Origin of the sequence: Bacillus sp. FSL R10-2201, assembly GCF_038008665.1 — a bacterium.
Lineage (GTDB): Bacteria > Bacillota > Bacilli > Bacillales > Bacillaceae_G > Bacillus_A > Bacillus_A mycoides.
In genome coordinates this window covers 3,644,387-3,667,544 of sequence record NZ_JBBOZP010000001.1, presented here as the reverse complement: position 1 = coordinate 3,667,544, position 23,158 = coordinate 3,644,387, and the positions used below count along the sequence as shown (strand labels likewise).

Genomic DNA, 23,158 nt, shown 5'->3' with positions numbered 1-23,158 from the left:
GAGTCATGAAAAACATTAGTTTACTAGGTGCAAGCGGATCAATCGGTACACAAACATTAGATGTGTTACGCTCGCACCCAGACCAATTCCGTCTCGTTGCTTTTTCTGTAGGGAAAAATGTTGATTATGCAGTAAAGGTAATTCAAGAATTTTCCCCGCAAATTGTCTCTGTGCAAAGAGAGGAAGATGTTTTAAAATTACAAGCTGTTTCTGGTAATACAAAAGTAGTATATGGTAGCGAAGGCTTATTAGAAGTAGCGCTGCACCCAGATACAGAAATTGTAGTGAATGCTGTTGTAGGTAGCGTAGGGTTGTTACCGACACTCCGCGCAATTGAGGCGAAAAAAACAATTGGAATTGCAAATAAAGAAACGTTAGTAACTGCAGGGCATCTTGTAATGGAAGCAGCACGAAAACATAATGTATCGTTACTTCCAGTAGACAGTGAACATTCAGCTATTTTTCAATGCTTGAATGGTGAAAATGAAAAAAGAATCTCTCGCTTAATTATAACTGCTTCAGGCGGAAGTTTTCGTGATAAAACGAGAGATGAATTGCATCAAGTGACCGTAGAAGATGCACTTCGTCATCCAAACTGGTCAATGGGTTCGAAAATTACAATTGATTCTGCTACAATGATGAATAAGGGGCTAGAAGTAATTGAAGCACACTGGCTTTTTGGTATCCCTTATGAGCAAATCGATGTTGTTCTACATAAAGAAAGTATTATTCATTCTATGGTTGAATTTGAAGATCGTAGTGTAATGGCACAGCTTGGCTCACCTGATATGCGAGTACCGATTCAATACGCGCTTACATATCCTGATAGATTGCCTCTTTCAGACACGAAACAGTTAAATTTATGGGAAATGGGAACATTGCATTTTGAGAAAATGAATCAAGAGCGTTTCCGTTGTCTACGTTTTGCGTATGAAGCTGGAAAGACAGGTGGAAGTATGCCGGCTGTAATGAACGCGGCAAATGAAGTAGCTGTTGAAGCTTTTTTACAAAAGAGAATTGGTTTCTTAACAGTGGAAGACCTCATTGAAAAAGCAATGCACCATCACACTGTCATTGCACGTCCGAGCTTAGAGGAAATTCAGGAAATTGACGCAGCCACAAGACGGTTTGTGATGGAACAAATTTAGCAAAGGTGGTTATGGAATTGAATACAGCGATTGCCTTTATATTAATTTTCGGTGCACTCGTATTTTTCCATGAGCTAGGGCATCTATATTTCGCAAAAAGAGCAGGTATTTTGTGCCGCGAGTTCGCGATTGGTTTTGGTCCGAAAATATTCTCATTTGAAAAGAATGAAACGGTGTATACGATTCGATTACTGCCCCTTGGTGGCTATGTAAGAATGGCTGGCGAGGATGCGGACACAGTTGAGTTAAAACCTGGAAAAAAGGTTGGACTTGTATTAAATGAAAAAGACGAAGTTGTGAAATTAGTTTTTGACGGACATGAAAAATATCCAAATGTTCGTGTCATTGAAGTCGAACAAGCTGATTTAGAGCATAATCTTACAATTTTGGGTTATGAAGAGTACGAGGAAGAGCTGCAAACATTCCGAGTAAATGAAAAAGCTCGTATCATTTCTGCGGGAGAAGAAATTCAAATCGCTCCGTACAATAGACAATTTGGCTCTAAAAAATTGGGCCAACGTGCTCTAACAATCTTTGCAGGTCCTGCAATGAACTTTATTCTAGCATTTGTTATTTTTGTGATTCTTGGATTTGTACAAGGAGTTCCTGTTGACAAACCAATGGTCGGAAAAGTAATGGAGAATAGTGCTGCAGAACAAGCTGGATTAAAAGAAAACGATACGATTCAAGCAATCAATGGGAAGAACACTAGTACATGGAAAGATGTTGTAACGATTGTACGTGAAAACCCAAATAAAGAAATTACGTTACATGTAAAGCGTGATAGTGAGCAATTTAATGTGAAAGTAACACCAACGCTTGATAAAGAAGGAAAAGACGAAGTTGGTAGAATTGGTGTTTATTCTCCTGTAGAGAAAACAGTGATGGGTTCTATTAAATCAGGGTTTGAACAAACATACGAATGGACGAAACTAATTTTTGATTCTCTTGTGAAATTAGTAACGGGTCAATTTTCTATTAATGAGTTGTCAGGTCCAGTAGGAATTTATAATCTAACAGATCAAGTTGTAGATTATGGATTTACGCGTGTACTAAGTTTAGCGGCAGTTTTAAGTATTAACCTTGGTTTATTTAATTTATTACCAGTCCCAGCTTTAGACGGTGGACGTTTGTTCTTCTTCTTAATTGAAGCATTACGAGGAAAACCAATTGATCGTCAAAAAGAAGGAATGGTTCACTTTATTGGGTTTGCATTATTAATGTTGCTTATGTTAGTTGTAACATGGAATGACATCCGTAAGTTTTTCTTGTAAAATAAGAAGAAGTTTATAATGAAATAGAGCTCATAGAATAAAATCCCTCACCTAACTCGAGGTGAGGGGTTTTATTGCGTGTAAGAGTAAAATGAAGAGGTGCGAATAAATGAAACAAAGTATGGTATTCAGTCCTACATTACGTGAAGTTCCAGCAGATGCTGAAATTAAGAGTCATCAATTATTACTTCGCGCAGGGTTTATGCGTCAAAATGCTTCTGGTATTTATAGTTTTCTACCATTTGGTTTAAAAGTGTTACACAAAGTAGAACGTATTGTTCGTGAAGAAATGGAGCGCGCAGGGGCAGTAGAACTATTAATGCCAGCTATGCAAGCTTCTGAATTATGGCAAGAATCAGGTCGTTGGTATTCTTACGGATCAGAATTAATGCGTATGAAAGATCGTAATGCTCGCGAGTTTGCGCTAGGGGCAACTCATGAGGAAGTAATTACAGATCTTGTACGTGATGAAATTAAATCATACAAAAAACTACCATTAACATTATATCAAATTCAAACAAAATTCCGTGATGAGCAAAGACCACGTTTCGGTTTATTACGCGGAAGAGAATTTTTAATGAAAGATGCGTATTCTTTCCATGCAACACAAGAAAGTTTGGATGAAGTATATAGCGGTTTATACAAAGCGTATTCTAATATCTTTGCTCGTTGTGGTTTGAATTTCCGTGCAGTTATCGCTGATTCTGGAGCAATGGGTGGAAAAGATACACACGAATTTATGGTGTTATCTGATGTAGGTGAAGATACAATTGCGTATTCTGATACATCTGATTATGCGGCAAATATTGAAATGGCTCCTGTTGTTGCTACGTATACGAAGAGTGATGAAGCCGAAAAAGCACTTGAAAAAGTAGCAACTCCAGATCAAAAAGCTATTGAAGAAGTATCTGCATTCTTAAATATCGCAGCGGAAAAATGCATTAAATCTATGGTGTTTAAAGTAGATGCGAAATTAGTAGTAGTACTTGTTCGTGGCGATCATGAAGTCAATGATGTAAAAGTGAAGAATGTATACGGAGCTTCAGTCGTTGAGCTTGCTTCACATGAAGAAATAAAAGAGTTATTAAACTGTGAAGTGGGTTCTTTAGGACCGATTGGTGTTACAGGGGATATCGAAATTATCGCTGACCATGCTGTAGCATCAATTGTCAACGGATGTTCAGGAGCGAACGAAGAAGGATTCCATTATGTAAATGTAAATCCAGAACGTGACTTTAAAGTAAGTCAATATACAGATTTACGCTTCATCCAAGAAGGAGACCAATCTCCAGATGGAAATGGAACAATTCTTTTCGCACGTGGAATTGAAGTTGGTCATGTATTCAAATTAGGAACTCGTTATAGTGAAGCAATGAACGCAACGTTCCTAGATGAAAACGGAAAAACAAAACCACTTATTATGGGTTGTTACGGTATCGGTGTATCTCGTACAGTGGCAGCAATTGCAGAGCAGTTTAATGATGAGAATGGTTTAGTTTGGCCAAAATCTGTTGCACCGTTCCATGTGCATGTAATTCCAGTAAATATGAAATCTGATGCACAACGTGAAATGGGTGGAAATATCTATAACTCATTACAAGAGCAAGGATACGAAGTATTACTAGATGATCGTGCAGAACGTGCAGGTGTTAAATTTGCAGATGCAGATTTATTCGGCCTTCCAGTTCGTGTTACAGTTGGTAAAAAAGCAGATGAAGGTATTGTAGAAGTGAAAGTACGTGCTACAGGCGAGTCTGAAGAAGTGAAAGTAGAAGAACTTCAAACATATATTGCTAATATTTTAAAATAAGAAGAGGTACCTCGTAATGAGGTACCTTCTCTTTCTTTGTAAACGTATTTTGTAAAAGAAGAAGGAAGAAATCTTTCTTTGTAGTACGTTTCAATTTATAATAGCAAATGGAAGGAGAGTGCTTATGTCATTAACAAATGAACAACAAGAGCGATTTCAAATTTTGCTCCAACAGTTGCAAATACCAGAAGACCTTATAAATCAATATTTACATGGCGGTGGTATTGAAAAGCTAGTTATTGATAAAGCGAATAAAAGTTGGCATTTTGACTTACAAGTGCCACGTATTTTGCCGACAGAATTATATGAGTTGCTAGAAACAAAGCTTAAGCAATCATTTTCTCATATTGCAAGAACAACATTTGCATTAGAAGCAGAGAATAAACAATTTACAGAAGAAGAAGTGAAGGCATATTGGCCGCTTTGTACAGAACGAATTACATTTTCACCTATGTTCGCGTACTTAAAGAAGCAACTTCCGCAGGTCAATGGCGTGAAGTTGCTATTAAATGTGAATAATGAGCTGGAATCTACTACTTTAAAGAAAAACGTTGCGAAACCAGTAGGTGATCAATACGAAGCTTTTGGATTCCCGCGTTTTCAGTTAGACACACATATAAAGCAAAATGCAGAAGAAATGCAAAAGTTTCGTGAGCAAACACAGGAAGAAGATCGTCAACGAGTTATACAGGCTATGGAAGAGATGGCTAAAAGGCAAGCTGAAGAAAGTGATGTTGTTCATGAAGGACCAGTTGTGCTTGGTTATCTTATTAAGCCAGATGAAGAGATTACGCCGCTGCGTGAAATTCAAGATGAAGAAAGAAGAAAAACCGTTCAAGGGTATGTTTTCCATGTAGAGACGAAAGAACTTCGTAGTGGACGTACATTATTAACTTTAAAGATAACTGACTATACGGACTCTATTATGATTAAGATGTTCTCACGTGATAAAGAAGATATCCCGATGTTACAATCCTTGAAAAAAGGAACTTGGGTAAAAGCGCGTGGTTCAGTTCAAAATGATACATTCGTGCGTGATTTAGTTATGATCGCAAATGATATAAATGAAATAACGGGACCTTCTCGTAAAGATAAAGCAAAAGAAGGGGAAAAAAGAGTAGAACTTCATCTTCATACTCCAATGAGTCAAATGGATGCTGTTACTTCTGTGTCTAAGCTCGTTGCCCAAGCCGGAAAATGGGGGCATGAGGCTATTGCAGTTACAGACCATGCTGTTGCACAGTCGTTCCCAGAAGCATATTCTGCTGGTAAAAAGGCTGGAGTTAAAGTTCTATATGGTGTAGAAGCAAATTTAGTTAATGATGGTGTGCCGATAGCATATAACGAAGCACATCGTCTACTTGCAGAAGAAACATATGTTGTCTTTGACGTTGAGACAACAGGGTTATCTGCTGTATATGATACAGTCATTGAGTTAGCTGCTGTAAAGGTAAAAGGTGGAGAAATTATTGATCGCTTTGAATCTTTCGCAAATCCTCATCAACCATTATCGGCGACGATTATTGAATTAACAGGTATTACAGATGATATGTTAACTGATGCACCAGAAGTGGACGAAGTGTTTAAAAAGTTTGAGGAATGGATGGGTGACCATACACTTGTTGCTCATAACGCAAGCTTCGATATGGGCTTTATTAACGTAGGTTTTAAAAAGGCTGGGATAGAAAAAACGAAAAATCCAGTTATTGATACGTTAGAACTTGCACGGTTCTTATTCCCAGAAATGAAAAATCATCGATTAAATACGATGTGTAAAAAGCTTGATATTGAATTAACGCAACATCACCGTGCGATTTATGATACAGAAGCAACGGGATATTTACTTGTGAAGATGTTAAAAGATGTGATTGAAAAGGGATTTGAATATCACGATCAACTAAACGATAGTATGGGACAAGGGGATGCGTATAAACGTGGGCGTCCAAGTCATATGACGTTACTTGCCACATCAGATGTTGGGTTGAAAAACTTATATAAACTTGTTTCATATTCTCACTTGAATTACTTTTATCGTGTACCACGTGTACCACGATCACTATTAAAAAAATATCGCGAAGGCATTTTAGTAGGAACAGCTTGTGACAAAGGTGAAGTATTTGAAGCTATGATGCAAAAAGCGCCTGAAGAAGTAGAAGAAATTGCACAGTTTTACGATTACATTGAGGTTATGCCTCCAGAAGTGTTACGTCATTTAGTGGAACGTGAACTCGTTCGAGATGAAGGACAGTTAAAAACAATAATTTCTAACTTAGTAAAACTAGGTGAGACGTTAGATAAGCCAGTTGTTGCTACTGGGAATGTGCATTATTTAGATCCAGAGGACGCGATATATCGGAAAATTTTAGTCAGTTCGCAGGGAGGAGCTAATCCGTTAAATCGCCATTCATTACCGCCTGTACATTTCCGTACAACAAATGAAATGCTAGATTGTTTTTCATTCTTAGGTGAAGACAAAGCAAAAGAAATTGTTGTGACAAATACACACAAGATCGCGTCATTAATTGGTGATGTTCGTCCAGTAAAAGATGATTTATACACACCGAAAATTGAAGGTGCTGATGATGAAACACGTGATATGAGCTATATAATGGCAAGAAGTATCTATGGAGATGAACTACCGGAAATTGTAGAAGCTCGTTTGGAAAAAGAATTGAAAAGTATTATTGGACATGGATTCGCCGTTATTTATTTAATTTCACATAAGCTTGTGAAAAAATCGTTAGTGGACGGTTATCTAGTAGGTTCGCGTGGATCGGTAGGTTCATCATTTGTTGCAACGATGATGGAAATTACAGAAGTAAACCCATTACCACCGCACTATGTATGTCCAAAGTGTAAACAATCAGAGTTCTTTAATGACGGTTCTGTAGGTTCTGGTTTTGATTTACCAGATAAAGAATGCCCAACATGTAATGTTCCATATGTGAAAGATGGGCATGACATTCCTTTCGAAACGTTCCTTGGATTTAAAGGGGATAAGGTACCGGATATCGATTTGAATTTCTCCGGAGAATACCAACCACGCGCCCATAACTATACGAAATTACTGTTCGGTGAAGATTATGTATACCGCGCAGGAACAATTGGTACGGTTGCGGAAAAAACCGCTTATGGGTATGTGAAAGGTTATGCTAATGATCATAACTTAACAATTCGAAATGCAGAGATTGATCGCTTAGTTGCGGGATGTACAGGTGTAAAGCGTACGACCGGACAGCATCCAGGTGGTATTATCGTTGTACCAGATTACATGGATATTTTTGACTTTTCACCAATTCAGTTTCCGGCTGATTCAATAGGTGCTGAGTGGAGAACAACGCACTTTGACTTCCACTCAATTCATGATAATTTATTGAAACTTGATATATTAGGACACGATGATCCGACTGTTATTCGTATGCTTCAAGATTTAAGTGGTATTGACCCGAAAACAATCCCAACGGATGATCCAGAAGTAATGAAAATTTTCTCTGGTCCAGAGTCTTTAGGGGTAACGGAAGAACAAATTAACTGTAAAACAGGTACACTTGGTATACCAGAGTTTGGTACGAAATTCGTAAGACAAATGTTAGAAGAAACGAAACCAACGACGTTTTCAGAGCTTGTCCAAATTTCTGGACTGTCCCATGGTACAGATGTATGGTTAGGTAATGCGAATGAATTAATTTATAACGGTACGTGTACACTGAGTGAAGTTATCGGTTGTCGTGATGACATCATGGTATATTTAATTTATCAAGGCTTGGATCCATCATTAGCCTTCAAAATCATGGAGTCGGTGCGTAAAGGTAAAGGTGTACCAGAAGAATGGGAAGAGGAAATGAGAAATAACAATGTACCAGGTTGGTATATTGATTCATGTAAGAAGATTAAGTACATGTTCCCTAAAGCCCATGCGGCTGCTTACGTACTTATGGCTGTACGTATTGCATACTTTAAAGTACATTTCGCACTTTTATTCTATGCGGCATATTTTACAGTTCGTGCAGATGACTTTGATGTAGAGGCGATGGCGAAAGGTTCAGCATCCATACGTGTAAAAATTGATGAAATTGCACAAAAAGGATTGGATGCAGCACCGAAAGAGAAGAGTTTATTAACGGTACTAGAAATGACACTTGAAATGTGTGAGCGTGGTTATTCATTCCAAAAGGTTGATTTATACCGCTCGCATGCAACCGAATTTATAATTGATGGGGATACTTTAATTCCTCCATTTAATGCAGTTCCCGGTCTTGGTACAAACGCAGCTTTCAGTATTGTTGAAGCTCGTAAAAATGGTGATTTCTTATCAAAAGAAGACTTACAGCAGCGTAGTAAGGTTTCTAAAACGATTATTGAGTATTTAGATGGTCAAGGTTGTCTAGGAGATTTACCGGATCAAAACCAATTGTCACTGTTCTAATAGGTAGGAAAAATCTTTGCAAATCAACATTTGCTATGGTATACTATAAACCGAGATAACCATGTCATGTATATTTTGTGAAAAAGAGAGTGGGGAAACCCACTCTTTCGTGTTACTATCTACATTTTGCTTATGTAGATAGTAAAGATATTTCTGTCGTATATACATATTTTGTTACAAGTTTTACTTCTTAAATTTGGTAATACTAAGACAGATATTCCCTGCTTAACGGCAGGGGCTTTTGTTAGCTAACGAGAAAGAATAAGATAGACCGTCTTTATGAACGGGATCTTTTCTTGTAAATGGTACATGGCGGCAGGAAGGAGGCTGTTTATGGATAAGAAAGTCACAGAAATTGTAGAAGCATTTGCGCAGCCAATCGTTGAAGAGTTAAATCTTGAACTTGTAGATGTAGAGTATGTGCAAGAAGGACAAGACTGGTTCTTACGCGTATTCATCGATTCTGAAAAGGGAGTCGAAATTGAAGAATGCGGTGCGGTAAGTGAACGTTTAAGCGAAGCTTTAGATAAAGAGGATCCAATTCCTCATCTTTACTTTTTGGATGTATCATCTCCTGGAGCGGAACGTCCATTAAAGAAAGAGAAAGACTTCCAGCAAGCGGTAGGAAAACAAGTGGCAATTAAAACATATAAGCCGATTGATGGTGAGAAGATGTTTGAAGGAAAGCTACTTTCCTACGACGGTAATACAATTACACTACTATTAACAATTAAAACACGTAAAAAAGAAATCCAAATTCCAATGGATAAAGTTGCAAATGCGCGACTTGCTGTTACGTTTTAGTAAGAAGGGGGATCTTCATGAGCACTGAGTTGTTAGATGCTTTGCTCGTATTAGAGTCAGAAAAAGGTATTAGCAAAGATATTATTATTGATGCGATTGAAGCAGCATTAATCTCTGCTTATAAACGCAATTTTAACCAAGCACAAAACGTTCGTGTGAGCTTTAACCCAGAAGTGGGAACAATTCAAGTTTTAGCACGTAAGGACGTTGTAGATAATGTGTTTGATCCACGTCTTGAAATCTCTGTAGAAGAGGCAAGACAAATTAATCCAAACTACCAAGATGGTGACGTACTAGAAATTGAAGTAACGCCAAAAGATTTTGGTCGTATTGCAGCGCAAACTGCAAAACAAGTTGTAACACAACGAGTTCGTGAGGCGGAACGTGGTGTAATTTATTCAGAATTTAGTGATCGTGAAGAAGACATTATGGTTGGTATTGTACAGCGCCAAGATGCTCGTTTCATCTATGTAAGCTTAGGTAAAGTAGAAGCTTTATTACCTGTAAGTGAGCAAATGCCAAATGAGCAATATAAACCGCATGATCGTATTCGCGTATTTATTACAAAAGTAGAAAAGACAACAAAAGGACCACAAATTTACGTATCACGTACACATCCTGGTCTTTTAAAACGTTTATTCGAAATGGAAGTTCCAGAAATTTATGATGGAACTGTAGAAATTCGCTCTGTAGCACGTGAAGCAGGCGACCGTTCTAAAATTTCTGTATATGCAGAGAATATCGATGTTGATCCAGTAGGTTCTTGTGTAGGACCGAAAGGACAACGTGTACAACGCGTTGTAGATGAACTAAAAGGTGAAAAGATTGACATCGTTCGCTGGTCGAATGACCCAGTTGAATATGTTGCAAATGCTTTAAGTCCATCACAGGTTGTTAAAGTACTTGTAGATGAAGCAGAGAAAGCAACAACTGTTGTTGTTCCAGACCACCAGCTTTCATTAGCGATTGGTAAGCGTGGACAAAATGCGCGTCTTGCAGCTAAATTAACAGGCTGGAAAATTGATATTAAAAGTGAGTCTGATGCGAAACAACTTGGTATTGTGACAGAAGAAGATAGCGTAATCGCATTCGGATTCGATTCAGCTGAAGACGAAATCGAATAGAGGTGATGAGTATGAGCAATCGAAAAGTTCCGTTACGAAAATGTATTGCGACGCAAGAGATGAAATCAAAACGAGAGCTAGTTCGCATTGTTCGTTCCAAAGAGGGCGAAGTGTCTATTGATTTATCAGGAAAAAAATCAGGACGAGGTGCATATTTATCAAAAGATAAAGAAAGCATTATTCAAGCCCAAAAGAAAAACATTTTGGAACATCATCTAAAAGCGAAAATCGACAGTTCTCTGTACGAAGAGCTTCTTGAGCTTGTTGAGAAGGAGTCGAAATAAGTGTCTGATTGGAAATCATTTTTAGGACTAGCAAACCGCGCTCGAAAAATTATTTCGGGTGAAGAACTCGTTTTAAAAGAAGTACGAAGTGGCAAAGCAAAGCTAGTATTGCTTTCTGAAGATGCGTCAGCGAACACTACAAAACGTATCATTGATAAAACCACGTACTACAACATACCAATGAGAAAAGTCGAAAATCGACAACAATTAGGGCATGCGATTGGGAGAGACGAGCGAGTCGTTGTAGCTGTTTTAGATGAAGGCTTTGCGAAAAAGCTACGTAGCATGCTCGATACAAATTGCCGGGGGTGAAGGTATGAGTAAAATTCGAGTACATGAATATGCAAAAAAAAATAATATCTCAAGTAAAGATCTTATGACAAAACTAAAAGAGATGAATATCGAGGTTTCGAATCATATGACAATGTTAGAAGATGAAGTAGTAAACAAATTAGATAATCAATATAGCGCTGGAGCGGAAAAACCTTCTGTTGCAGATGAGTTTGAAGTAGAAGAGAAAGTTGTTCGCAGTAAAAAGAACAGCAATAAGAATAAGAAAAAAGGCAAAGCAAATGAAGATAAACGTCAAGATAACTTTGCTGGAAGACAACAAACACCAATAGTAGAAACACCAGATAAAATCACTTTCTCTGGAAGCCTTACAGTAGGTGACCTTGCTAAAAAGTTAAGCAAAGAGCCATCTGAAATTATTAAAAAGCTCTTCATGCTAGGAATTATGGCGACAATTAACCAAGACTTAGATAAAGATACAATTGAGTTAATTGCTACTGATTACGGTATTGAAGTAGAAGAAGAAGTAGTTGTAAGTGAAACTGAATTTGAAACATTCATCGATGAGCAAGATGATGAAGAAAACTTAAAAGAACGTCCAGCTGTTGTTACAATTATGGGACACGTTGACCATGGTAAAACAACATTGCTTGACTCTATCCGTAATTCAAAAGTAACTGCTGGCGAAGCTGGTGGAATTACTCAGCATATCGGTGCATACCAAGTTGATGTAAATGATAAGAAAATTACGTTCTTAGATACACCAGGTCACGCGGCATTTACAACAATGCGTGCTCGTGGTGCACAAGTAACAGATATTACAATTCTTGTTGTTGCAGCTGATGACGGTGTTATGCCACAAACAGTTGAAGCGATTAGCCATGCGAAAGCAGCTGGAGTACCAATTATTGTTGCTGTGAATAAAATGGATAAACCAGCGGCAAATCCTGATCGTGTAATGCAAGAATTAACAGAATATGAATTAGTTCCAGAAGCTTGGGGCGGAGACACGATTTTCGTACCAATTTCTGCGATTCAAGGCGAGGGAATTGACAACTTACTAGAAATGATCCTTCTTGTGAGTGAAGTAGAAGAATATAAAGCAAATCCAAATCGCTATGCAGCTGGTACTGTAATTGAAGCCCAGCTTGATAAAGGTAAAGGAACTATCGCGACATTACTTGTTCAAAATGGTACACTTCGAGTTGGAGATCCAATTGTTGTTGGAACATCATTCGGTCGTGTTCGTGCAATGGTAAGTGATATTGGTCGTCGTGTAAAAGTTGCTGGTCCATCAACTCCTGTTGAAATTACAGGTTTAAATGAAGTGCCACAAGCGGGAGATCGTTTCATGGCATTCGCTGATGAGAAGAAAGCTCGTCAAATCGGTGAATCACGTGCACAAGAAGCATTAGTTGCACAACGTGGTGAGAAATCTAAATTCAGCCTGGAAGATTTATTCCAACAAATCCAAGAGGGCGATGTAAAAGAAATTAACTTAATTGTGAAAGCAGACGTACAAGGTTCTGTAGAAGCAATGGCAGCATCACTTCGTAAAATTGATGTTGAAGGCGTAAAAGTGAAAATTATCCATACAGGCGTAGGTGCGATTACAGAATCTGATATTATTTTAGCTTCTGCATCTAATGCAATTGTAATTGGATTTAACGTACGCCCTGATGTGAATGCGAAGCGTACAGCTGAATTAGAGAAAGTTGATGTTCGTTTACACCGTATTATCTATAAAGTAATCGAAGAAATTGAATCAGCAATGCAAGGTATGCTGGATCCAGAATTCGAAGAAAAAGTAATCGGTCAAGCGGAAGTTCGTCAAACATTCAAAGTAACAAAAGTTGGAACAATCGCAGGTTGTTACGTAATAGACGGTAAAATTACACGTGATAGTGGCGTTCGTATTATCCGTGATGGCGTAGTAGTCTTCGAAGGAAAACTTGATACGTTAAAACGTTTCAAAGACGATGTAAAAGAAGTTGCACAAAACTATGAGTGTGGTATTACAATTGAGAGATATAATGATCTTAAAGAAGGGGACATCATTGAAGCATACGTTATGGAAGAAGTGAAGCGATGATTATCGCTTCACTCTCATTCGAGTGTATGATTTACGATGTGCATTCTTTAAAAGAGAAACGAGCAATTTTGCAACGTGTGTTAACTCGTGTGAAACAGCGCTATAATGTAGCTGTTTCTGAAGTTGGGCATCAAGATGTATGGCAACGTACAGAAATTGCAATTGTTTCCGTATCCTCAAATCGTGTTGTCTGTGAAAAAGAAATGAATCGTGTACTTGAGTATATCGATTCATTTCCTGAAATTGAACGTACGATAACACATTTGGAATGGTATTGAATGAGGTGAAGAGTTATGAAATTACGTGCGAACCGTGTGGGCGAGCAAATGAAAAAAGAATTAGGCGACATTATCAGTCGTAAAATTAAAGACCCACGTATTGGATTTGTTACAGTAACAGATGTACAAGTGAGTGGAGATTTACAAATTGCTAAAGTATACATTTCTGTTTTAGGTGACGAAGAACAGAAAGAAAATACATTAAAAGGTTTAGCGAAGGCAAAAGGCTTTATTCGTTCAGAGATTGGCCAACGTATTCGTCTTCGTAAAACACCAGAAATTACCTTTGAGTTTGATGAGTCTATCGGATATGGTCATCGAATTGATACACTTTTACATGAAATTAATAAAGACGGTAAACGTGAAGAATAATGGATAGACATTTGTCTATCCATTTTTTCAATGTAAAATAAGTTTTGCATAATTGCAATTACTACAAAAGAATAATGATGAGGTGAGTATATGGAAGGTGTAGTATTATTACATAAGCCAAAGGGAATGACATCACATGATTGTGTGTTCAAATTAAGAAAGATATTGCGTGAGAAACGAATTGGTCATACAGGGACACTGGATCCAGATGTAACAGGAGTATTACCTATTTGCGTTGGGCGTGCAACAAAAATTGCGCAATTTTTAACAAGTGAAACAAAAACATACGAAGGTGAAGTGACATTAGGATTTTCAACAACAACAGAAGATGCTTCTGGTGAAGTTGTGGAGAAACAAGATGTAAATCGTGTCATTACACGTAAAGAAGTAGAAGAGGTACTAGCGGAATTAACAGGGACAATTGAACAAATGCCGCCGATGTTCTCAGCTGTAAAAGTTAACGGAAAAAAACTATACGAATATGCAAGGGCAGGACAAGAAGTTGAACGTCCAGTTCGTACAATTACAATTCATGAATTTGTATTACTTGATGAACGTGAAGTTTTTGAAGGGGAAAATATTTCATTTCGTTTCCGTGTAACGTGTAGTAAAGGAACATATGTAAGAACACTAGCAGTAATGATAGGTGAAAAACTTGGATTTCCATCACATATGTCTCACCTTGTAAGAACAGCATCTGGTGAATTTTTACTAGAAGATTGCATATCATTTGAAGAAATTGAAGAAAACGTGCAAAATGGAACAGTAGAGTCTATTTTCATCTCAATTGATGAGGCGCTAAGTAAGTTTCCAAAAATGGTTGTAGATGAAAAGCAAGCTGAAAAAATAAAGAACGGTATGTTCTTAAACAATGAATTAGAAACAACAGCACCATTTATTACAGTATTTGATAAAAATGATCGTTGCTTAGCAATTTATGAGCATCACCCAAAACACCCTGGAATGCTAAAGCCAATGAAAGTACTTGTGAATAATCAAGAACTAAAGCTATAATGAATTATTGGAAGGATTATTACAGAAAAAGGTGAATTCAAGCGTGAAACTTATTCATTTAACTCATCCACATGAACAAAATAAAATAGAATTACCACCTACTGTAATGGCATTAGGATATTTTGATGGCATTCATTTAGGACATCAACGTGTGATTCGAACAGCGAAAAAAATAGCGGATGAAAGAGGATGTAAAAGTGCTGTCATGACGTTCCATCCACACCCATCTGTTGTATTAGGAAAAAAAGAAGCGCATGTGGAGTATATTACACCGATGCGCCTTAAAGAAGAAATCATCGCAAGTTTAGGAATTGATATCTTATATGTGGTGAAATTCGATGAGCCATTTGCTGGATTATTACCACAGCAGTTTGTCGATGAGTATATTATTGGTTTAAATGTAAAGCATGTAGTAGCAGGCTTTGATTATTCATATGGACGTTTAGGAAAAGGGAAGATGGAGACTTTACCATTTCATGCAAGAGGGGAGTTTACACAGACCGTGATCGAAAAAGTTGAATATCAAGAAGAAAAAGTAAGTTCTACTTCATTACGAAAGTTAATTCGAAACGGTGAAATGGAACAAATTCCATCTATTTTAGGGAGAGCTTACACGGTAGAAGGAACAGTTGTACACGGTGATAAGCGTGGACGTCAAATTGGTTTCCCAACTGCAAATGTAGGTTTAAGTGATGAATATTTGTTGCCACCTGTAGGTGTATATGCGGTAAGATTGAAGGTTCATGATGAATGGCATGATGGTGTATGTAATATCGGATATAAACCAACTTTCAAAGAGAATGAGCGTCAATTATCTATTGAAGTGCATCTATTTGAATTTAATAAAGACATATACGATCAAAGTGTTACAGTGGAATGGCACATGCGTATAAGAGAAGAAAAAAAGTTTAATGGAATTGATGAGTTAGTTGCTCAAATCGCTCAAGATAAAAAGGTTGCCCAAGAATATTTTGCGAGCGTAAAGAATATACTTGCTTTTTCAAATGAAAAGTAGTATTCTATGTTATGTACTTTATGACAACCATTACTTGGCATTGCGACTCACCGATGCTTGCTAGGTAACTGGGGGTTTAATTATTAGGAGGTGAAATAGGATGGCTTTAACACAAGAGCGTAAAAATGAAATCATTGCACAATTTAGAACTCATGAGACTGATACTGGTTCTCCAGAGGTTCAAATTGCTGTCCTAACGGAGCAAATTAACACTCTAAACGAGCACTTACGTACTCACAAGAAGGATCATCATTCACGTCGTGGTCTATTAAAGATGGTTGGTAAACGTCGTAACTTACTTACTTACCTTCGTAATAGCGATATCACACGTTACCGTGAATTAATCACAAAGCTTGGCTTACGTCGATAGTCAAAGAAGCGGGAATATTCCCGCTTTTTTGTTAGGTAAAAATATATCTTCTACTCTTTATAGCTTACTTAATTTTCGGCAATACTAGAGGAAAGAATATTGTGATATACTATCCATTTACATAGAAGAATTGAATATTTTAAATTGAGAGGGGTACTTAAATGAGTCAGGAAAAGCAAGTCTTCTCGATAGATTTAGCTGGTCGTCAGCTAACAATTGAAACAAGTCAGCTTGCAAAACAAGCAAACGGAGCAGTATTAGTAAGATACGGCGACACAGCAGTTCTATCTACAGCAACTGCATCAAAAGAGCCAAAAAATGTAGATTTCTTCCCGCTTACAGTAAACTATGAAGAGCGTTTATATGCAGTTGGAAAAATCCCAGGCGGTTTTATTAAGCGCGAAGGCCGTCCAAGTGAAAAAGCAATTTTAGCAAGTCGTTTAATTGACCGTCCAATCCGTCCACTTTTCGCAGATGGTTTCCGTAATGAAGTACAAGTTGTCAGCATCGTAATGAGTGTTGATCAAGACTGTTCTTCTGAAATGGCAGCTATGCTTGGTTCTTCATTAGCATTATCTATTTCAGATATTCCATTTGAAGGTCCAATCGCAGGTGCGACAGTTGGTCGTATTAATGGCGAGTTCGTTATTAATCCAACAGTAGAACAGCAAGAACAAAGTGATATGCACCTTGTTGTAGCTGGTACGAAAGATGCAATTAACATGGTTGAAGCAGGAGCGGATCAAGTACCTGAAGAAACAATGTTAGAAGCAATTATGTTTGGACACGATGAAATTAAACGTCTAATTGCATTCCAAGAAGAGATTGTACAAGCTGTCGGTAAAGAGAAAACAGCAGTGAAACTTTATGAAGTGGATGCTGATTTGAACCAAGCTGTACGTGAAATGGCTGAGACAGATATGCATTCTGCAATTCAAGTGCACGAAAAACATGCACGTGAAGATGCAATTAGCGTAGTGAAAAAGCGTGTAATTGAGCATTACGAAGCTGAGGAAGCTGATGCTGATACATTAGGACAAGTAAGTGAGATTTTATATAAAATTGTAAAAGAAGAAGTACGTCGTCTTATTACAGTTGAAAAAATCCGCCCAGATGGTCGTAAAGGTGACGAAATTCGTCCTTTAGCATCAGAGGTTGGCATTTTATCTCGTACACATGGTTCTGGTCTATTCACACGTGGACAAACGCAAGCATTAAGTATTTGTACATTAGGTGCATTAGGCGATGTGCAAATTTTAGATGGTCTAGGTGTAGAAGAGTCAAAACGCTTTATGCACCATTATAATTTCCCTTCATTTAGTGTTGGTGAAACAAGACCAATGCGTGGACCAGGTCGTCGTGAAATTGGTCACGGAGCACTAGGAGAACGTGCTCTTGAACCTGTACTTCCATCTGAAAAGGATTTCCCATATACAGTTCGTCTTGTATCTGAAGTATTAGAGTCAAATGGTTCTACTTCACAAGCGAGTATTTGCGGTAGTACATTAGCGATGATGGATGCGGGTGTACCACTTAAAGCACCAGTTGCTGGTATTGCAATGGGTCTAGTGAAATCTGGTGAGCATTATACAATTTTAACAGATATTCAAGGAATGGAAGACCATTTAGGTGATATGGACTTTAAAGTAGCAGGTACTGCAAAAGGTGTAACTGCACTACAAATGGACATTAAAATCGATGGTTTATCTCGTGAGATTTTAGAAGAAGCATTACAACAAGCGAAAGTTGGTCGTATGCACATTCTAAATCACATGTTATCTGTTATCGCTGAACCTCGCATTGAGTTATCTGCGTATGCTCCGAAGATTATTACAATGGCAATTAACCCAGATAAAATTCGTGATGTTATTGGACCAAGTGGTAAACAGATCAATAAAATCATTGAAGAAACTGGCGTTAAAATTGACATCGAGCAAGATGGCACAGTATTCATTTCATCAATTAATCAAGAGATGAATGAAAAAGCGAAGAAAATTATCGAAGATATCGTTCGCGAAGTACAAGTAGGCGAAATCTACTTAGGAAAAGTTAAACGCGTTGAAAAATTCGGTGCGTTCGTTGAATTATTTAGCGGTAAAGATGGACTTGTTCACATTTCTGAACTTGCACTTGAGCGTGTAGGTAAGGTAGAAGACGTTGTGAAAATCGGTGATGAGATTTCAGTTAAAGTTATCGAGATTGACAAACAAGGTCGTGTAAACTTATCTAGAAAAGTATTGCTAAAAGAAGAGCAAGAAAAAGAAGCAGCTAAAGAAGAAGCAGCTAAAGAAGAAAACGCACAAGAGCAACAATAAGTGAAAGCCAGTATAGCTGGCTTTTTTTGTTATGTAAAAAATGTGATTCATTTAGATTTTTATGTGAGTATAGGTATAGTTTTCATCATAACGCTCAAATTAACAAAGATAAGAAGAAAATGGTTTCTTTTTTATAGTTAATGGGAGGGTTTATATGAAAGCTCGTATATTAGCGTACATATTTATATTTTCTTTATATATGGGTTGTGGCTCTTATTCCGTTTTTGCGCAGGATAACTTGTATGAAGAGATTCAAAAGCATGTAAAACAGTACGAGATTATGCCGCAAAATGCGATGATTGACAAGATTTGGAAGGCGACGCCTGGGTATAATGGAAAACAAGTGGATATAGAAGCGTCCTATAATAATATGAAGAAAATCAAGAAGTTTGATCAAAAACAACTTGAATTTAAGGAAGTATCACCGAGTGTTCACTTAGAAGATTTACCACCAGCTCCCATTTATCGAGGACATCCAAATAAAAAGATGGTGGGATTAACAATTAATGTGGCCTGGGGTAATGAGTATTTGCCACGTATATTAGAGATATTGAAAAAACATGATGTGAAGGCGACTTTCTTTTTAGAAGGACGCTGGGTGAAAGAAAACTTACGATTTGCCAAAATGATTGTCGATGCAAATCAAGAAGTAGGAAATCATTCTTACACACACCCTAATATGAAAACGCTGTCTACAGATGAAATACGAGATCAATTACAAAAAACGAATCGAATGATAGAAGCAGCTACAAATCAGAAAGTGAGATGGTTTGCTCCGCCAAGTGGAAGCTTTCGGGATGAGGTAGTAAAAATAGCGGATGATTTCCAAATGGGGACGATTATGTGGACTGTAGATACAATTGATTGGAAGCGGCCAGAACCGGGTGTGCTATTGCAGAGAGTAATGCGAAAAATACATCCAGGTGCTATTGTGCTAATGCATCCTACTTCATCTACAACAGAAGCGCTAGATACTATGATTAAAAATTTAAAGGAACAAGGATATAAAGTGGGGAATATTACAGAATTACTAGATGAAAAACGTGTGGATTAAATACATTTGCATGACATTCATCTCTAAACTTGTTATCATTAAATAATAGCAATTATTTAGAGAAACTGGCATTAGGAGGAAAGTTTTTGATTAAAAAATATACGTGTAAAAATGGTGTAAGAATTGTTATGGAGAATATACCAACTGTACGCTCGGTTGCGATTGGTATATGGATCCACGCAGGTTCAAGAAATGAAAATGAAAAAAATAATGGGGTTTCGCACTTTTTGGAACATATGTTCTTTAAAGGGACAGAAACGCGAAGTGCAAGAGAGATTGCAGAATCATTTGATAGCATTGGTGGACAAGTAAATGCTTTTACTTCAAAAGAATATACATGTTACTATGCGAAAGTGCTAGATGAGCATGCTAAATATGCATTAGATGTTTTAGCAGATATGTTCTTTAATTCAACATTTGATGAGGAAGAACTGAAAAAAGAGAAGAATGTTGTATGTGAAGAAATAAAAATGTACGAAGATGCGCCAGATGATATTGTGCATGATATGTTAACGAAAGCAACATATGAAACGCATCCGCTTGGATATCCTATTTTAGGAACAGAAGAAACGCTTGAAACATTTACAGGTGATACGTTACGTCAATATATGAAAGATCATTACACACCTGAAAATGTTGTTGTATCAATTGCAGGGAATATTGATGAAGCATTTTTACAAACTGTAGAGCAATATTTCGGTAGTTACGAAGGGACAACAAATCGTGAACAAGTACATAGCCCAATTTTCCATTTCAATAAAGTAGCACGTAAGAAGGAAACAGAACAAGCTCATTTATGTTTAGGATATAAAGGCTTGCAAATGGGACACGAAGATATTTATAATTTAATTGTATTAAATAATGTTTTAGGCGGTAGTATGAGTAGCCGTTTATTCCAAGAAGTACGTGAGCAACGTGGATTGGCGTACTCAGTATTCTCTTATCACTCTTCTTATGAAGATACAGGAATGTTAACACTTTACGGTGGAACAGGTAGTAAACAATTAGATACACTGTATGAAACAATGCAAGAAACGTTAAATACGTTGAAAAATACAGGTATTACAGAAAAAGAGCTTGTTAATAGTAAAGAACAATTAAAAGGAAACTTAATGTTAAGTTTAGAAAGTACGAATAGTCGTATGAGCCGTAATGGTAAAAACGAATTGCTTCTTCGTAAACATCGTTCTCTTGATGAGATTATTGAAAGTGTAAACACTGTAACAAAGCAAAATGTAGACGAGTTAATTCGCAATATGTTTACCGATGAATTCTCTGCGGCACTTATTAGTCCAGATGGAAAACTGCCAAAAGGAATGAAACTTTAATCGATCTTGTAATTCATTCGCTTTCGGAAATAACCGTATCTCTTTTATATGAGATACGGTTATTTTTTTTATATATGCAGAATAGGTACTTATTATAGGATAACCTTCATAAAAAGTAGGATAGGGGGAGATTTAATGCGTTTAAGTGAATTAAGTGGCAAAGAGATTGTGGATTTAGAAAGAGCAGAAAAAATGGGAGTTTTAGGTCATGCAGATTTAGAAATTGATGAGAGAGATGGAAAAATACAAGCGCTTATTATACCTGCTGGGAAATGGGGAGGTTTTAAAAGAGAACAGCAAGAAGTGAGAGTAGAATGGAGCAAAATAAAGAAGGTTGGAAATGATATGATACTTTGCGATCTTACGAACCATTCAAGATCATAGTGAAAGATGACCATTTTGGTTGTCTTTTTTTTATCTTTATATAAAGAAGATAAATCACGTGTGCTTTTTGTTTTTCAATCACCTCAAACTCGTACATTACATATGATGTGGAGGAAAAAGAAAAAGTAGGCATTTTTCTTATAAATGAAAGAAAAAGAAGGTGAATTAGGGAATGTTGACTGAGATGCATATTGCTGTCATAGGAGGAGATGCACGGCAGCTAGAAGTAATTCGCAAGCTAGTCGAACTGGACGCGAAACTTTCATTAATAGGGTTTGAACAGTTAGATCATGGCTTCACAGGGGCAGCAAAGGAAAGTATACAAGATTTAAATTTCACTTCTTTAGATGCAATTATTTTGCCGGTTGCAGGGACGAATGCCAGAGGAGAAGTAGATACTATTTTTTCAAATGAGAAAGTTTCCATAACGAAAGAACAAATTGAAAAGACACCAGAAAACTTCACTATATATTCAGGTATTGGTACACCTTACTTGGAAAATCTCGTAGCTACTACAAATCGCAAACTTGTAAAATTATTTGATCGTGATGATGTTGCAATCTATAACTCTATTCCGACCGTAGAAGGTACACTAATGATGGTTATTCAACATACTGATTACACAATTCATGGATCAAATGTAATGGTTTTAGGATTTGGTAGAACTGGTATGAGTGTTGCAAGAGCCTTTCAATCATTAGGAGCACATGTCAAAGTTGGAGCGAGACGTTCGGAACATATTGCTCGTATTACAGAAATGATGTTTTCTCCTTTTCATATGCAAGACATAGAGAAAGAAGTAGGTAATATCGATATTGTTATTAATACAATTCCGCATCTCGTTGTGACAGCGAATGTTATTTCAAAAATGCCAGCTCATACGCTAGTTATTGATTTAGCTTCTAAGCCAGGTGGCACGGACTTTCGCTATGCGGAGAAGCGTGGAGTGAAGGCATTATTAGCACCTGGTCTTCCTGGGATTGTTGCACCGAAAACAGCAGGACAAATATTAGCGAATGTTCTTTCTCAGTTATTAATAGCGGATGCAATCGCAAAGGAGGATGATGAGAAATGAGTTTGAAGGGAAAACGAATTGGTTTCGGATTTACAGGGTCACATTGTACGTATGAAGAAGTTATGCCACATTTAGAGAAGTTAATTGCAGAAGGTGCAGAAGTACGTCCCGTTGTTTCTTATACTGTCCAATCAACAAATACTAGATTTGGCGAAGGGGAAGAATGGATTAAAAAGATCGAAGAAATAACCGGTTTTAAGGCAATTAATTCAATCGTTGGCGCAGAGCCACTAGGACCGAAAATTCCACTAGATTGCATGGTGATCGCACCACTAACAGGGAATTCGATGAGTAAATTTGCAAATGCAATGACAGACTCTCCAGTATTAATGGCAGCAAAAGCGACGCTTAGAAATGGGAAGCCTGTTGTGTTAGCTGTTTCGACGAATGATGCGTTGGGGCTTAATGGAGTAAATCTAATGCGCCTAATGGCTACAAAAGACATCTACTTCGTACCATTTGGCCAAGATGCACCAGAGAAAAAACCGAACTCAATGGTAGCTCGTATGGAGTTACTTGAAGATACAGTATTGGAAGCGCTACAAGGAAAACAATTACAACCTGTTGTTGTAGAAAAATTCAGATATATGAATTAAAAAACGAAAAAAACGTACAATTTTTGTTGAAACCATCATTCTTACTGTAGAATATGATAAAATTAACGTTATTAAGATTAGAGGGGGCATTGTAAGCTCCTTCT

At 37.3% G+C, this 23,158-nt stretch carries 20 protein-coding genes; all 20 read left to right on the top strand.

What is annotated here, in order from left to right; all coding sequences use genetic code 11:
- The first annotated feature begins 5 nt into the window (after window positions 1-5).
- Complete coding sequence (gene dxr, locus NSQ69_RS18795) at window positions 6-1,148, top strand: 1-deoxy-D-xylulose-5-phosphate reductoisomerase (protein WP_002014547.1); 1,143 nt, start codon at window positions 6-8, stop codon at window positions 1,146-1,148.
- Window positions 1,149-1,165: 17 nt separating this feature from the next.
- Entirely contained in the window at window positions 1,166-2,422 is a 1,257-nt protein-coding gene (gene rseP, locus NSQ69_RS18790; protein ID WP_002088169.1) for an RIP metalloprotease RseP, read from the top strand.
- A 109-nt stretch (window positions 2,423-2,531) separates the two neighbouring features.
- Window positions 2,532-4,232, top strand: coding sequence for a proline--tRNA ligase (locus tag NSQ69_RS18785; protein ID WP_002128803.1), 1,701 nt, complete (start codon window positions 2,532-2,534; stop codon window positions 4,230-4,232).
- Window positions 4,233-4,356: 124 nt separating this feature from the next.
- Window positions 4,357-8,658 carry a PolC-type DNA polymerase III gene (locus NSQ69_RS18780; protein WP_002033677.1) on the top strand — a complete coding sequence of 1,434 codons (4,302 nt, stop codon included), beginning with the start codon at window positions 4,357-4,359 and terminating at the stop codon, window positions 8,656-8,658.
- 333 nt (window positions 8,659-8,991) lie between these two features.
- On the top strand, window positions 8,992-9,462 hold the full coding sequence (gene rimP / locus NSQ69_RS18775) for a ribosome maturation factor RimP (protein ID WP_002088165.1): 471 nt from the start codon (window positions 8,992-8,994) through the stop codon (window positions 9,460-9,462).
- 17 nt (window positions 9,463-9,479) lie between these two features.
- Window positions 9,480-10,586 carry a transcription termination factor NusA gene (gene nusA, locus NSQ69_RS18770; protein ID WP_002014554.1) on the top strand — a complete coding sequence of 369 codons (1,107 nt, stop codon included), beginning with the start codon at window positions 9,480-9,482 and terminating at the stop codon, window positions 10,584-10,586.
- Window positions 10,587-10,597: 11 nt separating this feature from the next.
- Window positions 10,598-10,870, top strand: coding sequence for an RNase P modulator RnpM (gene rnpM / locus NSQ69_RS18765; protein ID WP_002088161.1), 273 nt, complete (start codon window positions 10,598-10,600; stop codon window positions 10,868-10,870).
- A complete protein-coding gene (locus tag NSQ69_RS18760) occupies window positions 10,871-11,182 on the top strand; it encodes a YlxQ family RNA-binding protein (RefSeq protein ID WP_341099604.1) in 312 nt (103 codons plus the stop codon).
- Window positions 11,183-11,186: 4 nt separating this feature from the next.
- A complete protein-coding gene (gene infB, locus NSQ69_RS18755; RefSeq protein WP_002014558.1) occupies window positions 11,187-13,253 on the top strand; it encodes a translation initiation factor IF-2 in 2,067 nt (688 codons plus the stop codon).
- Window positions 13,250-13,531, top strand: coding sequence for a DUF503 domain-containing protein (locus tag NSQ69_RS18750; protein WP_002088157.1), 282 nt, complete (start codon window positions 13,250-13,252; stop codon window positions 13,529-13,531). Before infB ends, NSQ69_RS18750 begins: the two co-directional genes overlap by 4 nt.
- A gap of 15 nt (window positions 13,532-13,546) precedes the next feature.
- Window positions 13,547-13,903 (top strand): 30S ribosome-binding factor RbfA, encoded by a 357-nt coding sequence (gene rbfA / locus NSQ69_RS18745; RefSeq protein WP_000776437.1) that lies wholly within the window; start codon window positions 13,547-13,549, stop codon window positions 13,901-13,903.
- A gap of 90 nt (window positions 13,904-13,993) precedes the next feature.
- Window positions 13,994-14,917, top strand: a complete 924-nt coding sequence (gene truB, locus NSQ69_RS18740; RefSeq protein WP_002014562.1) for a tRNA pseudouridine(55) synthase TruB — start codon at window positions 13,994-13,996, stop codon at window positions 14,915-14,917.
- Between the two features lie 43 nt (window positions 14,918-14,960).
- Window positions 14,961-15,932: a bifunctional riboflavin kinase/FAD synthetase gene (gene ribF / locus NSQ69_RS18735; RefSeq protein WP_002128800.1), complete on the top strand. Its 972-nt coding sequence runs from the start codon at window positions 14,961-14,963 to the stop codon at window positions 15,930-15,932.
- 100 nt (window positions 15,933-16,032) lie between these two features.
- Entirely contained in the window at window positions 16,033-16,302 is a 270-nt protein-coding gene (gene rpsO, locus NSQ69_RS18730; protein ID WP_001229392.1) for a 30S ribosomal protein S15, read from the top strand.
- A 161-nt stretch (window positions 16,303-16,463) separates the two neighbouring features.
- A complete protein-coding gene (gene pnp, locus NSQ69_RS18725) occupies window positions 16,464-18,617 on the top strand; it encodes a polyribonucleotide nucleotidyltransferase (protein WP_002033682.1) in 2,154 nt (717 codons plus the stop codon).
- Between the two features lie 154 nt (window positions 18,618-18,771).
- Window positions 18,772-19,671 carry a polysaccharide deacetylase family protein gene (locus tag NSQ69_RS18720; RefSeq protein ID WP_002128798.1) on the top strand — a complete coding sequence of 300 codons (900 nt, stop codon included), beginning with the start codon at window positions 18,772-18,774 and terminating at the stop codon, window positions 19,669-19,671.
- 86 nt (window positions 19,672-19,757) lie between these two features.
- Window positions 19,758-20,999, top strand: coding sequence for a M16 family metallopeptidase (locus NSQ69_RS18715; RefSeq protein ID WP_002088150.1), 1,242 nt, complete (start codon window positions 19,758-19,760; stop codon window positions 20,997-20,999).
- Window positions 21,000-21,134: 135 nt separating this feature from the next.
- Window positions 21,135-21,383, top strand: coding sequence for a YlmC/YmxH family sporulation protein (locus NSQ69_RS18710; RefSeq protein ID WP_002014571.1), 249 nt, complete (start codon window positions 21,135-21,137; stop codon window positions 21,381-21,383).
- A gap of 172 nt (window positions 21,384-21,555) precedes the next feature.
- A complete protein-coding gene (gene dpaA, locus NSQ69_RS18705; protein WP_002128797.1) occupies window positions 21,556-22,458 on the top strand; it encodes a dipicolinic acid synthetase subunit A in 903 nt (300 codons plus the stop codon).
- Entirely contained in the window at window positions 22,455-23,054 is a 600-nt protein-coding gene (gene dpaB / locus NSQ69_RS18700) for a dipicolinate synthase subunit B (protein WP_002111357.1), read from the top strand. The genes dpaA and dpaB overlap by 4 nt, the downstream gene beginning before the upstream one ends.
- Window positions 23,055-23,158: the final 104 nt, after the last annotated feature.

Coding starts and splice junctions, on each gene's coding strand:
- truB (WP_002014562.1), top strand. CDS start 13,994: ATGGAAGGTGTAGTATTATTACATAAGCCAAAGGGAATGACATCACAT.
- dxr (WP_002014547.1), top strand. CDS start 6: ATGAAAAACATTAGTTTACTAGGTGCAAGCGGATCAATCGGTACACAA.
- NSQ69_RS18720 (WP_002128798.1), top strand. CDS start 18,772: ATGAAAGCTCGTATATTAGCGTACATATTTATATTTTCTTTATATATG.
- rimP (WP_002088165.1), top strand. CDS start 8,992: ATGGATAAGAAAGTCACAGAAATTGTAGAAGCATTTGCGCAGCCAATC.
- pnp (WP_002033682.1), top strand. CDS start 16,464: ATGAGTCAGGAAAAGCAAGTCTTCTCGATAGATTTAGCTGGTCGTCAG.
- infB (WP_002014558.1), top strand. CDS start 11,187: ATGAGTAAAATTCGAGTACATGAATATGCAAAAAAAAATAATATCTCA.
- NSQ69_RS18750 (WP_002088157.1), top strand. CDS start 13,250: ATGATTATCGCTTCACTCTCATTCGAGTGTATGATTTACGATGTGCAT.
- dpaB (WP_002111357.1), top strand. CDS start 22,455: ATGAGTTTGAAGGGAAAACGAATTGGTTTCGGATTTACAGGGTCACAT.
- rbfA (WP_000776437.1), top strand. CDS start 13,547: ATGAAATTACGTGCGAACCGTGTGGGCGAGCAAATGAAAAAAGAATTA.
- dpaA (WP_002128797.1), top strand. CDS start 21,556: ATGTTGACTGAGATGCATATTGCTGTCATAGGAGGAGATGCACGGCAG.
- NSQ69_RS18780 (WP_002033677.1), top strand. CDS start 4,357: ATGTCATTAACAAATGAACAACAAGAGCGATTTCAAATTTTGCTCCAA.
- rpsO (WP_001229392.1), top strand. CDS start 16,033: ATGGCTTTAACACAAGAGCGTAAAAATGAAATCATTGCACAATTTAGA.
- NSQ69_RS18785 (WP_002128803.1), top strand. CDS start 2,532: ATGAAACAAAGTATGGTATTCAGTCCTACATTACGTGAAGTTCCAGCA.
- rnpM (WP_002088161.1), top strand. CDS start 10,598: ATGAGCAATCGAAAAGTTCCGTTACGAAAATGTATTGCGACGCAAGAG.
- NSQ69_RS18710 (WP_002014571.1), top strand. CDS start 21,135: ATGCGTTTAAGTGAATTAAGTGGCAAAGAGATTGTGGATTTAGAAAGA.
- nusA (WP_002014554.1), top strand. CDS start 9,480: ATGAGCACTGAGTTGTTAGATGCTTTGCTCGTATTAGAGTCAGAAAAA.